Origin of the sequence: Flavobacterium flevense (assembly GCF_900142775.1) — a bacterium.
Classification (GTDB): Bacteria; Bacteroidota; Bacteroidia; order Flavobacteriales; family Flavobacteriaceae; genus Flavobacterium; species Flavobacterium flevense.
Window position 1 is genome coordinate 430,959 of the sequence record NZ_FRCC01000002.1, and the last position, 13,550, is coordinate 444,508.

The 13,550-nt window shown below is 34.3% G+C and carries 15 protein-coding genes; 3 read left to right on the forward strand and 12 right to left on the reverse strand.

Translation table 11 applies throughout. The annotated features are described in order from the left end of the window. Nucleotides 1-34: 34 nt before the first annotated feature. The 5 genes from BUB89_RS05065 to BUB89_RS05085 all read right to left on the reverse strand — a co-directional run bounded on the left by BUB89_RS05065 (nucleotide 35) and on the right by BUB89_RS05085 (nucleotide 4,129). Nucleotides 35-748: a 3'-5' exonuclease gene (locus BUB89_RS05065; RefSeq protein ID WP_073242589.1), complete on the reverse strand. Its 714-nt coding sequence runs from the start codon at nucleotides 746-748 to the stop codon at nucleotides 35-37. A gap of 3 nt (nucleotides 749-751) precedes the next feature. Continuing rightward, on the reverse strand, nucleotides 752-1,912 hold the full coding sequence (locus BUB89_RS05070; RefSeq protein ID WP_073242590.1) for a serine hydrolase domain-containing protein: 1,161 nt from the start codon (nucleotides 1,910-1,912) through the stop codon (nucleotides 752-754). 70 nt (nucleotides 1,913-1,982) lie between these two features. Continuing rightward, nucleotides 1,983-2,453, reverse strand: coding sequence for a methylated-DNA--[protein]-cysteine S-methyltransferase (locus BUB89_RS05075; protein ID WP_073242591.1), 471 nt, complete (start codon nucleotides 2,451-2,453; stop codon nucleotides 1,983-1,985). A 61-nt stretch (nucleotides 2,454-2,514) separates the two neighbouring features. Beyond that, nucleotides 2,515-3,237, reverse strand: coding sequence for a DUF4184 family protein (locus tag BUB89_RS05080; protein ID WP_073242592.1), 723 nt, complete (start codon nucleotides 3,235-3,237; stop codon nucleotides 2,515-2,517). Between the two features lie 4 nt (nucleotides 3,238-3,241). Beyond that, nucleotides 3,242-4,129 (reverse strand): LysR family transcriptional regulator, encoded by an 888-nt coding sequence (locus tag BUB89_RS05085; RefSeq protein ID WP_073242593.1) that lies wholly within the window; start codon nucleotides 4,127-4,129, stop codon nucleotides 3,242-3,244. A gap of 278 nt (nucleotides 4,130-4,407) precedes the next feature. Between BUB89_RS05085 and BUB89_RS05090 the strand changes: the two genes are divergently transcribed. Next, entirely contained in the window at nucleotides 4,408-5,115 is a 708-nt protein-coding gene (locus BUB89_RS05090; RefSeq protein ID WP_073243024.1) for a class I SAM-dependent methyltransferase, read from the forward strand. A gap of 108 nt (nucleotides 5,116-5,223) precedes the next feature. On the opposite strand, the gene BUB89_RS05095 is transcribed toward BUB89_RS05090, so the two are convergent. Then, a complete protein-coding gene (locus BUB89_RS05095; RefSeq protein WP_073242595.1) occupies nucleotides 5,224-5,619 on the reverse strand; it encodes a c-type cytochrome in 396 nt (131 codons plus the stop codon). A 61-nt stretch (nucleotides 5,620-5,680) separates the two neighbouring features. Further along, nucleotides 5,681-6,676 (reverse strand): porphobilinogen synthase, encoded by a 996-nt coding sequence (hemB, locus tag BUB89_RS05100; protein WP_073242597.1) that lies wholly within the window; start codon nucleotides 6,674-6,676, stop codon nucleotides 5,681-5,683. A 174-nt stretch (nucleotides 6,677-6,850) separates the two neighbouring features. On the opposite strand from hemB, the gene BUB89_RS05105 reads away from it, so the two are divergent. Further along, complete coding sequence (locus tag BUB89_RS05105) at nucleotides 6,851-7,480, forward strand: hypothetical protein (RefSeq protein WP_073242599.1); 630 nt, start codon at nucleotides 6,851-6,853, stop codon at nucleotides 7,478-7,480. A 4-nt stretch (nucleotides 7,481-7,484) separates the two neighbouring features. Further along, on the forward strand, nucleotides 7,485-9,266 hold the full coding sequence (locus BUB89_RS05110; protein ID WP_073242601.1) for a hypothetical protein: 1,782 nt from the start codon (nucleotides 7,485-7,487) through the stop codon (nucleotides 9,264-9,266). Between the two features lie 55 nt (nucleotides 9,267-9,321). Here the strand turns inward: BUB89_RS05110 and hemF are convergent, their stop codons facing one another. From hemF to hemC, 5 genes are all read right to left on the reverse strand, one after another. Beyond that, complete coding sequence (gene hemF, locus BUB89_RS05115; RefSeq protein WP_073242603.1) at nucleotides 9,322-10,224, reverse strand: oxygen-dependent coproporphyrinogen oxidase; 903 nt, start codon at nucleotides 10,222-10,224, stop codon at nucleotides 9,322-9,324. A gap of 56 nt (nucleotides 10,225-10,280) precedes the next feature. Beyond that, a complete protein-coding gene (locus BUB89_RS05120; protein ID WP_073242605.1) occupies nucleotides 10,281-10,655 on the reverse strand; it encodes a hypothetical protein in 375 nt (124 codons plus the stop codon). A 213-nt stretch (nucleotides 10,656-10,868) separates the two neighbouring features. Beyond that, nucleotides 10,869-11,894 carry a uroporphyrinogen decarboxylase gene (gene hemE, locus BUB89_RS05125; RefSeq protein ID WP_073242607.1) on the reverse strand — a complete coding sequence of 342 codons (1,026 nt, stop codon included), beginning with the start codon at nucleotides 11,892-11,894 and terminating at the stop codon, nucleotides 10,869-10,871. Nucleotides 11,895-11,938: 44 nt separating this feature from the next. Beyond that, a complete protein-coding gene (locus BUB89_RS05130; protein WP_073242609.1) occupies nucleotides 11,939-12,610 on the reverse strand; it encodes a uroporphyrinogen-III synthase in 672 nt (223 codons plus the stop codon). Continuing rightward, nucleotides 12,610-13,536, reverse strand: coding sequence for a hydroxymethylbilane synthase (gene hemC, locus BUB89_RS05135; protein ID WP_073242611.1), 927 nt, complete (start codon nucleotides 13,534-13,536; stop codon nucleotides 12,610-12,612). Before hemC ends, BUB89_RS05130 begins: the two co-directional genes overlap by 1 nt. Between the last annotated feature and the right edge of the window lie 14 nt (nucleotides 13,537-13,550).

Consider the following 13,550-nt stretch of genomic DNA (forward strand, 5'->3'; position numbering starts at 1 on the left):
AATATTGATAACCGCAGATTCGCAGATTATTTTATTACACATGAATAATCTCCTCCTCAATCAACAAATCTTCTCTTCTCAGGCGAAGGAAAATCTGTGCTACGGCAATAGTGTCTTTTTCGCAATAGGTTATAATTCGATCGATATCTTTGTCTACATAAAAAACGTGTCCTACCTGACTGCCGTCGATATCACCTTTAGAAGAAGGGATTCCCAGTACTTTGCACATCAGTTTTAAAGAAGTATAATGTTTGTAATCGCCAAATTTCCATAATTCTAACGTATCCAAATGTGGAATTTCCCAAGGTTTTTTTCCAAATAAATTCAGCTTGTCCGGAATAGGAACCTGATTAATAATCATACGTCTTGCCATAAACGGAATGTCAAATTCCTTAGCATTATGTCCGCACAAGACATGTTGCGGTCCGTTGAAATGATTGTTTAATAAATCGCTGAAGTCTTTCAGAATTTTTTTTTCTTCTCCAAAAAAAGAAGTCACCCTAAAGTTCCGAATGTCATTTTTATTGGCAAAAAAACCAACAGAGATACAGACAATTTTACCAAACTCAGCCCAAATTCCGGCACGATCATAAAATTCTTCAGCAGAATAATCATCTTTACGCTGGTATTGCGTTTTTTGCTCATAGAGGGATTTCATTTCATCATCTAATGAATTGAAATCTTCCGCTTCAGGAACCGTTTCAATATCTAAGAAAAGGATGTTGTTGAGGTTTATTTTTTCTATCATGTCTTATTTGTTGGTTTGTTGAAGCATTTTATAGCTTTCTTCTAAGTAAATATTGAAATCCTCTCTGTGTGGCGAACCGTTTGTACTGGGTTTACCGTGATGTCCCAGCCTTACAATAATCAAATCATCTTCAGGAACTACAATTACATATTGCCCTAAATGACCGCGCATAGAAAATACTTTTTTGTTCTGAAAATTGCTTAACCACCAGCCGTAACCATATTGGGGAGAAATCTCAAATCGAGGATTTACTGATTTGGAAACAAAAGCGCTATCCAGAATTTGTTTTCCGTTCCATTTCCCATGTTGCAAATACAGTTTGCCAAAACGGGCAAAATCTCTGGCATTACTGGCAATGCAGCAATATGCTTTTACCATTCCGTTTTCACTATCTGTTTGCCAGAGCGCGTCACTTTCGGCTCCCATAGGTTTCCAAAAAGATTGGGAAACATAATCAGCAAGGCTTTTCGCTGTCGCTTTTTCAATACACATGGCTAAAAGTTGGGTATTTCCACTCAGGTATTGGAATGATTTTCCCGGTTCTTCGATGCCTTTTAAACCCAGAATAACTCCTTTTAGATTATCATCAAAATACGCGCGGGTGGTTATTGAAAACGGACTGTAGTAAGACTCATCCCAGTCTAATCCCGAAGCCATGGAAGCTAAATCACCTACGGTCATAGTTGCGGTTTTTCCGTTTTTAAATTCAGGAAAGAAATCAGAAACTTGCTGGTCTAAACTTTTAATTTTTCCTTCCATAATGGCTTTTCCCAATGCAGCCGAAACAATACTTTTGGCCATCGAAAAAGAATTGGATTTAGAATCTTTGGAGTAATTATCATAATAACTTTCGTGACGGATGCTATCGTTTTTTATGATTAAAAAAGCAACTGTACCAATCTCTTTATGTAAATTTTCAAGTTTTTCGGTGGCTTTAATTTGGTTGTAATTTTGGGCAATTTTCCAGGGTTGTGCAACGGTACTTTTGGCAATTGTTCTGTTATCAAAGTATTTATAATCGTCTAAAAATGCTGTTTTATGTCCGTTTAAATAAGTTACCCGTACGGCTTTTAATAAATAATCAATGTTGAAAACATAGAAAACAATTTCTATAATAAGTATCAAAGTAATCAATCCGATTAAGAGTCTTTTTAGCCATTTCATGTTGTAATGCTTTAGGATTCAGTACGAATTTACGTAAATTTAGTTTTGCTTTTAAGACGTTTGTTGTTTTCTAGAACAAACTTTGTTGGTTGGTAGGATTTTCATGTTCCAATAACCATTTTTTTCGCCACAATCCTCCGGCATAACCCGTTAAGGAACCATCAGTACCAATAACCCGATGACAAGGAACCACAATCCAAAGCGGATTTTTCCCATTGGCGGAAGCCACAGCACGAATAGCTTTGACATCGCCTAATTTTTTGGATAAATCCATATAACTACAGGTTTTTCCAAACGGAATTTCGAGTAATGCCTGCCAGACTTTTTGCTGAAATTCAGTGCCCTGCGGATTCATTTTAAAAGTGAAATCAGTTCTTTTTGCTTCGAAATAGTCTCTTAATTGCGCAACAGCTTCTTGTAAAACGGCAGGAATTTCGGAACTAATTTCGCCTTCATCAGTAATCGAAATTATTGAAATTCCATTTTCATCACCTTTAATTTCAGCAATTCCTAAAGGGGTTTTGAAGTATGAAGTTTCCATTCTGTATGTGTTGAGTTTAACGCAAAATACATAAAGTTTTTGCAAGGATCACAAAGAAATATTATAACTTATTTGTTAAAACGGGAGTAACTATTAATCCAATTATTGTGGCTGAAATAATTGTGACAATAATTGTTCCATATTCATGGAATTTTAAGCCTGTTAAAAACCTAAATGTGATTATTATTAGAGTAATTATTGAAAATATCAACCAATATTTAAAATTAATTGGATGGTTTTCAATTGGGTTTATTGGTAATTTGCTAAAACTAATGAGTAATATAATTGCGCCAATCAAGCTACTTGAATGTTGCAAGATTTTAAAAACGGGAACTTGTAAATTAAATAAATCGATCGTTTTGTTTAACAACGGTATGATTTCTACAAAATATCCATGATTGTGGGTGAAACTATCCCAAAGTAAATGAGAGGTAATTCCAATTATAAAAGATATTATTACTACTATCCAATTATGTTTAAAATGATTGATCCAATCAAAATTTTTATAAGGAAGTAATCGGGTTTTAATTTGTTTTGGTAGATTAAAAAATAAAGAATGGCGAACTATTGTATGGAATAGTATTGAAATTATAATAGCTAATGGTAAATCAAACCAAAATATGCCAGAAAGAGTATGGCTATAGATACTTTGAACTTTCATTCTTAAAAAATATTCGAAATCAGGAGTTATACTTCCAACAATAAGTGCTGTTAATGAAATCCATTTTTTAGGTAAATAAGAAAGCGGCAAAATTATGGCAGGATGTGAAAATGTAAATGGCATTTTTTTATTTTTTACTAATTTTTTCCGTTAAAAATTCTATTGCAGCTTGTGAAATTTGGGACTGATTTCCTTTTGGAGTGGCCAATAAAATATCAGTAAACAAAGCTGTTTTTTTTAATTCAATAAATTCTAATTCAGGATAGTTATGGCTTTTCATAATGGCGGTAGGCACAATTGAAATTCCCAAACCATTTTTGACTAACTGAATAATAGACGAAATATTATTCGATTCGTGAACCACTTTTGGTTTAAAACCATATTGCGCACAAATTTGTAATAAAGCATCATAAAAATAAGGTGCATATTGCTTATTAAAAAATACAAAGGTGGCTGTTTTTAGGGATTCAAAATCGTTTTCGGAAGAAATGCTGTAATTATTTCGATTAAAGACCAATGAAAAGCTGTCCTGATACCACAATCTGGAATCAATTTTTGAAGAATGCAATGGCGAACGGATGATTCCAAAATCGATTTTTCCTTCTTCCAGAGCCGCAATTTGTTTGACGGTTGGCACTTCATACAATCGAAAATTGACATAGGGATATTGTGCTGATAAAAATTGTATCAGTTTAGAAATATCTCCCGAAAAAGTCGAACTCACATAAGCAATCCGAAATTCTCCACTTTGATTTTCGCTTATTTTTTTAGTTGTTGCATTAACTCTTTTCAGATTCTGAAGCAATTCCTGGATTTCTTTTTGGTAATATTTCCCTGCATCGGTAAGGATTACCCGTTTGTTATTACGCTCAAAAAGTGTCGCTCCCAGTTCGTTTTCTAATTCTTTAATCTGCCGGCTCAAGGGCGGTTGCGAAATAAACAATTTATCGGCTGCACGAACAAAGCTGAGTTCTTCGGCTAATTTCAGGAAATATTTTAAGTGACGTAATTCCATGAATACTTTTTAAGTATTAATAATTGACAAATTAAGTATTTTTAAGTCATATATAAAAATTATAGGTTTGTGAAATAAATAAGCCTTTTTTAGCCACGAATTCACGAATTTAAATTAAAAATAGGAATGTCTCATTTCACTAATTAAAGTTAGTGTATTCGAAGCTAATGAATGAGTAAGCGAGTGTCAAAGTAAAGAATTAGTGGAATAATTGAGTTTAGTAAAAACTCTTATTCGTGCATTCGTGGCAAATAATGAATGAAATAAAATTTATAACTATGAAAAAATCAACAGTAACAGAAATCAGAGAACGTTTTGATAATGAAGTAGAACGTTTTTCGAATTTAGAAACCGGACAGGTGGCTACAATGGATGCTAAAATTGTATTAGAATTGATCACCTGCACCACAAGAGCTATAAAACCGGAAGCAAAAACCATCTTAGATTTAGGTTGTGGAGCGGGAAATTATACGTTGAAAATGTTGTCTAAAGTACCCGATTTAGAGTGTACTTTGGTCGATTTGAGTGGGAATATGTTAGACAAAGCTTTCGAACGTGTTACTGAAGCAACAACTGCCAAAGTGGAGACGATACAAGGAGATATTCGTGATATCGAATTGCCTAAAAATCATTTTGATATTATTTTGGCAGGTGCCGTTTTGCATCATTTACGAGAAGATTCCGATTGGGAATTGGTATTTCAAAAATTGTATGACAGCTTAACACCGGGAGGTTGTTTCTTTATTTCAGACTTGGTGACTCAGGATCATCAAGCTGTAAATCAATTGACCTGGAAAATGTATGGGGATTATTTAAAGCAACACGGAGGTTCAGAATACCAACAAAAAGTATTTGATTATATCGAAAAAGAAGATACACCAAGATCGATGACCTATCAATTGGATTTAATGAAAAAAACAGGTTTTTCAAGCACTGAAATTTTGCATAAAAATGCTTGTTTTGGAGCTTTTGGAGGGATTAAATAATTAGAAATAGCCCACAGATAATACTGATGTTACAGATAAAAACGGATTTCATTTTTAGTTAAATCGGTGAAAATCGGTGTAATCCATTAAGATCTGTGGGCTAATTTATTATTTTAAAGAGGAATTGATATAAGCTTCCAGACTTTGCAATTCTTTAACGGTAAATGTTTTTGTTAAAGCCAGATTGGCCTGCATTAAGGCAAACTGCGAAGGATCAACAATAGCTTCGCTTTCGCCTTTTAAGAAAGTTACGATATTCCCGTTTTTTTCTTTGTAGATTTTGGCAATTTCCTGTGTGCTTGGACCAATGGTTTTGCTGTCAATTTGATGGCAGGAAGTACAGTTTCCTTTCCCTTCAAAAATAACTTTACCAATTTCTTCAGGCGTTAATTCTTTTTCCTGGGTTGCAACGGTGGTTTGTTCCTCATTTCCAAAAGATTCCTGACTTTCTTTTTTACATGAAAAGGCAATAAGTGCAAAACTTAGAAGTATTAATTTTTTCATTTTTTAGTTATTTAATCTTAAATTCAGGTCATTTCCATCCGAAGAGAAATGATATATCAGTTTATTTATTCAAAAGGATAGCCGCTTCTTTAGCAAAATAAGTCGAAATCAAACTCGCTCCGGCACGTTTAATACACATTAATTGCTCCATCATGATTTTGTCGTTGTCTAACCAGCCTCTTTCGGCAGCTGCTTTAATCATCGCATATTCGCCCGAAACATGATAAACAGTTACTGGGACATTTACTGCATTTTTAACCTCTCTCACGATGTCTAAATAAGCAATTCCGGGTTTTACCATTACCATATCGGCACCTTCTTCAACATCCCACAAGGCTTCTTTGATCGCTTCAATGCGATTGGCATAATCCATTTGGTATGTTTTTTTATCTTTTGGCACCACAACATCAGCTTCTTTAGGTGCAGAGTCTAAGGCATCGCGAAAAGGACCGTAAAACGCTGAAGCATATTTAGCCGAATAACTCATGATTCCCACATTGTGAAAACCAGCTGCATCAAGTCCCTGACGTAGTCTTAAAACTCTTCCGTCCATCATATCAGATGGCGCTACAAAATCGGCACCAGCTTCAGCATGAGAAACCGCCATTTTTACTAAGGCATCATTAGTAGCATCGTTTTCCACATCGCCATTAGTAATAATTCCGTCATGACCATAAATAGAGTAGGGATCTAAAGCCACATCGGGCATTACAATCATTTCAGGACAAGCCGTTTTGATGGCTCGAATAGCATTTTGCATCAATCCGTTTGGATTCCAGGCTTCGGTTCCGGCATTATCTTTTAGTTTTTCGTCTACTTTTACATAGATGTTTACCGCACGAATGCCTAAAGCGAATAATTCCTGAACTTCTTTTACCGTTAAATCTACCGAACGACGGAAGATTCCCGGCATCGATGGAATTTCTACCTGTACATTTTCGCCTTCGGCAATAAACATGGGAAACATAAAATCGGACGGACTTAAACTGGTTTCGCGAACTAAAGATCGAATGGATTCGTTAGTGCGTAATCTTCTACCTCTTTGTAATGGGAACATAATGATTTGCGATTGATAACAAACGAATGTTGTTAATTATAATGCTCCAAAGTTAAGGAACTTTCACCTAAATTATACTGACAAAAATCATAACAAATGTTTAATTTTAAGTGAAACAACTTAGAATTAAAGCTTAAAAGTTCAGGTTCTAAAAAATAATATTATTTTTGTGAAATGAAGAAAATTCTTATTATGGCAATTTGTTTTTTATTGACAAGTTGTTTTGAAATTACGGAACGTATTAAGCATCATGAGGATCAAAGTGGTGAATATTCCTTAATGATTGATTTTTCTAAATCATGGTTGAAAACAAAATCTGCTATTTTTTTAGGAGAAGTAGATGGCGAAAAAATTCCTGATGAAGCAGAAATCAATAAAAAATTAGATGATTTTAAAAAAATGGCTTCTGCAATCGAAGGCATTTCTAATGTCAGGACTAAAACTAATTTTGATGATTTTATTTTTACAATTGATCTTGATTATAAAAATCTAAAAGCGCTCAATTTAGTAATGAATTCAATCAACAAACAGAAAGATAAAATCCATTTTTTACCCACTGAATCGGGTGGTTTTTCCAGAAAGACCAATTATCCCATACCAGAGAAATTAGCGAATGATCCCAAAAAAAAATCCGATTTACAAGCAGCAAGTGTCATTGCTATTTACACTTTTGATAAAAATATTAAATCGGTGGGAAATTATAAAACCAAATTGTCCAAAAATCAAAAAACGATTTTCTTGAAACAAAGTGTTTATGATGTGCTCCAAAGTCCCAATTTAATGAATAATACAATTAATCTTTAATACTATGAAACACTCTTTCTACTGGCTTTTTTTACTTTTTAGTACTTTTTCTTTTGCACAAATAAAAACAGATAATTACGATTTTTTTGTGCAATATAATGGGAGTCAGTTGTCTAAAAAAGTTAGTATTGCCGCTATTTTAAATCATTCTGTATTTAAAGATTTTGATAAAAAATCAAAAACATTTGCTGTCAATGAGCTAGATGCTATTTTGAATTTGAATGAAAATATAACTTTTTTTGGAAATTTTACTGATAGTCTTTCATACACTCACATTACAATTCCTTTAAAAAACAGTCAATTATTAAAAGAAGTTCTGCTTCGAAAAAAAGAATTTAATGATTCGATTACTAAGAATAAAGAATCGGAAATTATCGAATTTGAAAATTTTTCTATGATTAAATCGGATACACTGGGTAAAAAACAAACTGTTGCCTGGAACAAAGATTATATGGTGGTTTTTGAATTCACGAATAAATTAAATTATACCGATTACATTTCGAATTCAAAAACTCCAACTTTTCCAACAACGACAGAAGAGGAAAATCCCGTTATTGTTGAAGATACAGCGGAAGATGTTGCTTTTGAAGAAAAAGATAAATCGCATGACTCTTATTTGGCCGAAAAAGCAAGCTTTGAGAAACAACAAACAGAAAATCAGGAAGTATATGTCAAATCACTGTTTGATAAAGGATTTGTAGCTCCTTATTCTGATAAAATAAACCCTAAAGCGGATATTGCTACCTGGATAAATTATAGTTCCCTTTTAGACAGTACTACGAAATTGTATGGTGCTTTGAACACTTTATCTTATTTAAATGGTTATTTCCCTAAAGCAAATACATTTGGCGATTTTATAAAAGGAATCAATTTCAATGTTTATTTTGATAATGATAATGTTCGATTAGAAGAAACGATTGAATACAATGCAGAAATGGCGGAAACAGTGCAAAAAATAACCAACAGAAAAATCAATAAAAGGATTTATTCCTATTTTCCAGCACAAAAACCTTTAGCTTATTTGTCTTCTCATTTAAATACTAAAGAATTATTAACTAGTATTCCGTCATTTACGAATCAAATTTTTGGAGGAAAATCAGAATTTAAAGAAGATTTGACTTTGATAATGGATTTAATCACCACGATTGTTGATGAAGAAGCTACTGCTACTTTATTTGATGGCGATTTTAGCCTGTTTTTGCATGATATAGCAAAGAAACAAGTTACTACGAAGAGTTTTGAGTATGATGAGAATTATGAGCGTAAAGAGGTAGAAAAAACAATAAACAAATCGATTCCTCTTTTTTCAATGGTTTTCACTTCAACGCATCCTACTTTTAGCGATAAGCTAATTAATCTGGGAATTCGAAAAGGATTTTTAAGAGCTGAAGGAGATTTGTATTATTTTAAAAATACTTCAGAATTTGGAGAAATTTTTATTCTAAAAGATAAAGATGTAATTGTTATTGGGAATGTTTCAGATAATTTTAAAGCTAAATCGAATGCTGATTTTGTAAAAGGGCTTCAACGCAATTTGAATAAAAATTCCTTAACCGCAGCTGTCAATTTTGAAGAATTAGCGAGGGTTTATCAAGAGGAATCTAAAAACCAGTCTGTAACAGATGCTAAATACCTACAATTAAGCCAGCGTTTTAATAGTATGGAAATGCAATCACCTAAAAAACTTAAGAAGAATGTATTTCGTTTTGATATGAAATTAAACTCAGTTCAAAAAGATAAAAACATCATTTTACAATTTCTAGATGCTTTTGAAGAAATGAAATAAAACACTATAAAAACAACAAATCCCTAGATTTCTCTAGGGATTTGTTGTTTTTATATTAAATCCAATCAACAGGATTTTCTAACACTTTAACTAACTTTTCTTCTTCACTTCCTGCTTCGGGATGATGGTCATACACCCACTGAACATGGGGTGGCAAAGACATCAAAATGGATTCTATTCTTCCGTTAGTTTTTAATCCAAATAAAGTGCCTTTATCATGAACTAAATTGAATTCTACATAACGGCCACGACGAATTTCCTGCCAGTTTTTTTGTTCTGTTGTATAAGGCAAATCTTTTCTTCTTTCAACTATTGGAACATAGGCTTGTAAAAATGAATTTCCTACTTCAGAAACAAAGTTAAACCAGTTTTCCATTGTCATTTCCGGTGTTTCTTTGCAATAATCAAAGAATAATCCGCCAATTCCGCGCGCTTCGTTGCGATGTGCATTCCAGAAATAGGCATCACATTGTTTTTTATATTTTGGATAAAACTCCCGGGAGTGTTTGTCGCAAGCGGTTTTACAGGTTTGATGAAAATGAATAGCGTCTTCTTCAAACAAATAATAAGGTGTTAAGTCTTGTCCGCCACCAAACCATTGCTGAATCACGTTTCCGTTGTCATCGTACATTTCGAAATAGCGCCAGTTGGCATGAACCGTTGGCACCATTGGGCTTTTAGGATGAATGACCAAACTGAGTCCGCAGGCAAAAAAATCAGCTTCGCCTACGTTGAATAATTTTTGCATAGAATCGGGTAATTTTCCATGAACGGCAGAGATATTTACTCCACCTTTCTCGAAAACAGCTCCGTTTTCTATCACGCGTGTTCTTCCACCACCACCTTCGGGGCGTTTCCAAAGGTCTTCTTTAAATTTGGCTTGACCATCAACCGCTTCAAGTCCTGCTACGATTTGGTTTTGCAAGTTTTGTATGTAGGCGTAAAATTTGTCTTTCATATTCCTCACCCCCAACCCCTCTCCGAAGGAGAGGGGAGCAGAGGACTTATTTTATGTTAATGATTGTTTTTTGCAGCAGCTATTTTATTAAAAATCCCAAATGAAAAAGTCTTGCTTTCTTGTTGAATATAATTATAAATCGCAATGGCTTTTTCTTTAAAATCAAACGGATTTTGTTTCGAAAAGGCAACTAAAAAATCAGCAAATTGTTCTTTTTGATTCCAGTCCAGATGCAATCTTTCCAAAAGTACAATTAAGTCATTTTGCGCTATTGCATTCAAATTTTCTATGTTCAGCCCAAAACCTTTTAAAGCTTCTTCAATTTGATGGGTATCAAATACACTTTCAGGCACAAAAACCAAAGAATGCAACGTTTTTAGCACATTGTCTATTCGGATGCTTTCCTGATCTCTTAAGCCTTTGTTGAGCATTTTTGTTTTTTGTAGCTATCCTACAAGGTTTTTTTCAAACCTTGTAGGTGTTTATTTTGGACGATTTCTTTATTAAAACCAACGGATTGAAATTCCATATTTCATTACCAACGGATTAAAATCCGTTGCTACAAATATGTCGTTCCTACGGAACTTTTACATACTTAAGAGCCATCGGCTCGATATATTTTGTAAGGCTGGACTTTAATCCAGTTATTGTCCGTACTCCTTCACCGCATCAATAAACGCTTTGGCGTGATCTACCGGAATGTTTGGTAAAATTCCGTGACCCAGGTTTACTATGTATTTGTCTTTTCCGAATTCGTCGATCATTTCGTGAACCATTTTCTTAATCGTTGGAATTGGCGAAAGCAATCTTGAAGGGTCGAAATTACCTTGTAAAGTAATATTTCCACCAGATAAATAACGCGCATTTCTGGCCGAACAAGTCCAGTCTACACCAAGAGCTGAAGCTTTACTTTTCCCCATATCGTTTAAAGCAAACCAACATCCTTTTCCAAAAACAATTACAGGAGTTACTTCTGCCAGCGCTTCGATGATTTGGTTGATGTATTTCCATGAGAATTCCTGATAATCCACTGGAGAAAGCATTCCACCCCAGGAATCAAATATTTGAACCGCATTTACTCCTGATTTTACTTTTTCTTTTAAGTATAAAATCGTGGTATCGGTGATTTTTTGCAATAAAGTATGAGCAGCAACCGGATTAGAAAAACAAAATCCTTTAGCCGTATCAAAGCTTTTCGAACCTTTTCCTTCCACAGCATAACAGAAAATTGTCCATGGAGAACCAGCGAAACCAATTAATGGCACTTCGTCGTTCAGCATTTCCTTAGTTAATTTCACCGCATCAAAAACATAACCTAAAGTCTCATTTACATCCGGAACGTAAACCTGATTTACCTGTTCCATCGTACGAATAGGATTCGGGATAATCGGACCTAAATTGTCTTTTAATTCCACGTGAATTCCCATTGCTCTTGGAACAACCAAAATATCTGAAAACAGAATCGCAGCATCAGGAGCAATTCTGCGAATAGGTTGCACAGTGATTTCGGCAGCTAATTCAGGAGTTTCACAACGGGTGAAAAAATCATATTTATCGCGTAATGCTCTGAATTCCGGTAAATATCTTCCCGCTTGACGCATCATCCAAACCGGTGGACGTTGTACAGTTTCTCCTTTTAGTGCTTTTAAAAATAGGTCGTTCTTTATCATTTTTATTCGTTTTTCTAATTCCCCCTTTAGGGGATTAGGGGGGATTATTTATAATATTCAATAACTCCTTCAATCACGTCCTCAATGGTTGGGATTTCTGGAGTTATTATTTGTTTAATTTTCTTTGCTTCTAATGCTGATGCAGTGGTTGTGCCAATGCAAAAACAAACTTCATTCTTGATTTTATTATTAGTCAAATAACTTTCAACGGCAGATGGACTAAAAAACAGAATCCCGTCAAATTTTTCTTCTGCAGATATTTTAAAAGGAGCTAGAGAAGTTTGATACACTTCTATTTCATTAAATGTTATCCCGGCATTTTTTAATGCACTTGGTAAGGTTTCCCTGCGTAAATTTCCACTTAAAAAAGTATAGCTCTCTTTGTTATAAATTAAGGTGATAATTTCGGCTAATTCAGATGCATAATCCATATAAACATCCACTTTAAAACCATTTAATTCCAGTAAATCCTTCGTTTTTATACCTACACAAAAAACAGGTTTAGACTTTAATATTTCCCAGCCTGATTGTTCCATTAAACTCAAAACTGCATTTTGACTGCTAAAAATCAAGTTAGTGTTGATTGAGTTGAGTTCAAAAACGTTGTTTTTAACTTCGATAAAATCTTGTTCTAAAAGATCAAAATTAGAGTCAAGAAATATTTGCCTTTGTTCTGCCGACAATGTTTTGGTCGATAAAATACTTATTTGGCTCATTATTTCTTCAAATTATTTTTGATTTGCTTCATCAATTCAGTTCCGCCATTTTCCAGAATTTCTTGTGCCGAATAAAATCCTAATTTCTTCCATTCGGATATATCCACGATTTTATGGACTTCGATTTTTTCTTTTCCGTCTAATGAAAATAAAACGCCATCAAAATGAATGGTGTCTTCGTCTTCATTGTATGTTGCCAAAGCACCAATAGGAGCGGTACATCCGCCTTCTAAGGTTCTTAAAAACTGGCGTTCTATATGGGTGCAAATTTGAGTTTCAACATGATTTAAATTAGAAAGAGCATCCAGCGTAAAATTGTCATTTCCCATGGCAACCACTAACATGGCACCTTGAGCAGGAGCGGGAATCATCCAGTCTAAATCGATATAATCGGTTGGTTTTAAGTTGATTCTTTCCAGTCCGGCAGCGGCAAAAACAGCTCCGTTCCAGTCGCTTTCCTGTAATTTTCGCATTCTGCTATTTACGTTTCCTCGCAAATCAACTACGGTATGATTGGGGTATTTGTTGAGCCATTGTGCCTGACGACGCAAACTTCCGGTAGCGATAGTACCATTGGTTTCCAGAAAATGAAGATTGCCTTTATGAACTAAAATGTCAAGGGTATTGGCTCTTTCTAAAACAGCAGCCTGAACAATTCCTGTTGGCAGAGCAGTAGGCACATCTTTCATCGAATGTACTGCAATATCCACATCGCCGTTAATCATGGCGATATCTAAGGTTTTTGTAAAAATACCAGTAATTCCTAATTCGTAAAGGGGTTTGTCAAGAATAATGTCGCCTTGGGATTTTACGGCTACAATTTCGGTTTTATAACCTAAATCGTTTAATTTATTTTGAACGGTGTGTGCCTGCCATAAAGCGAGTTCGCTGTCTCTTGTACCTATACGTATTTTTTTTTCTGCCATTTTTGTTTTTTTAG

Coding starts and splice junctions, on each gene's coding strand:
- BUB89_RS05065 (WP_073242589.1), bottom strand. CDS start 748: ATGATAGAAAAAATAAACCTCAACAACATCCTTTTCTTAGATATTGAA.
- BUB89_RS05070 (WP_073242590.1), bottom strand. CDS start 1,912: ATGAAATGGCTAAAAAGACTCTTAATCGGATTGATTACTTTGATACTT.
- BUB89_RS05075 (WP_073242591.1), bottom strand. CDS start 2,453: ATGGAAACTTCATACTTCAAAACCCCTTTAGGAATTGCTGAAATTAAA.
- BUB89_RS05080 (WP_073242592.1), bottom strand. CDS start 3,237: ATGCCATTTACATTTTCACATCCTGCCATAATTTTGCCGCTTTCTTAT.
- BUB89_RS05085 (WP_073242593.1), bottom strand. CDS start 4,129: ATGGAATTACGTCACTTAAAATATTTCCTGAAATTAGCCGAAGAACTC.
- BUB89_RS05090 (WP_073243024.1), top strand. CDS start 4,408: ATGAAAAAATCAACAGTAACAGAAATCAGAGAACGTTTTGATAATGAA.
- BUB89_RS05095 (WP_073242595.1), bottom strand. CDS start 5,619: ATGAAAAAATTAATACTTCTAAGTTTTGCACTTATTGCCTTTTCATGT.
- hemB (WP_073242597.1), bottom strand. CDS start 6,676: ATGTTCCCATTACAAAGAGGTAGAAGATTACGCACTAACGAATCCATT.
- BUB89_RS05105 (WP_073242599.1), top strand. CDS start 6,851: ATGAAGAAAATTCTTATTATGGCAATTTGTTTTTTATTGACAAGTTGT.
- BUB89_RS05110 (WP_073242601.1), top strand. CDS start 7,485: ATGAAACACTCTTTCTACTGGCTTTTTTTACTTTTTAGTACTTTTTCT.
- hemF (WP_073242603.1), bottom strand. CDS start 10,224: ATGAAAGACAAATTTTACGCCTACATACAAAACTTGCAAAACCAAATC.
- BUB89_RS05120 (WP_073242605.1), bottom strand. CDS start 10,655: ATGCTCAACAAAGGCTTAAGAGATCAGGAAAGCATCCGAATAGACAAT.
- hemE (WP_073242607.1), bottom strand. CDS start 11,894: ATGATAAAGAACGACCTATTTTTAAAAGCACTAAAAGGAGAAACTGTA.
- BUB89_RS05130 (WP_073242609.1), bottom strand. CDS start 12,610: ATGAGCCAAATAAGTATTTTATCGACCAAAACATTGTCGGCAGAACAA.
- hemC (WP_073242611.1), bottom strand. CDS start 13,536: ATGGCAGAAAAAAAAATACGTATAGGTACAAGAGACAGCGAACTCGCT.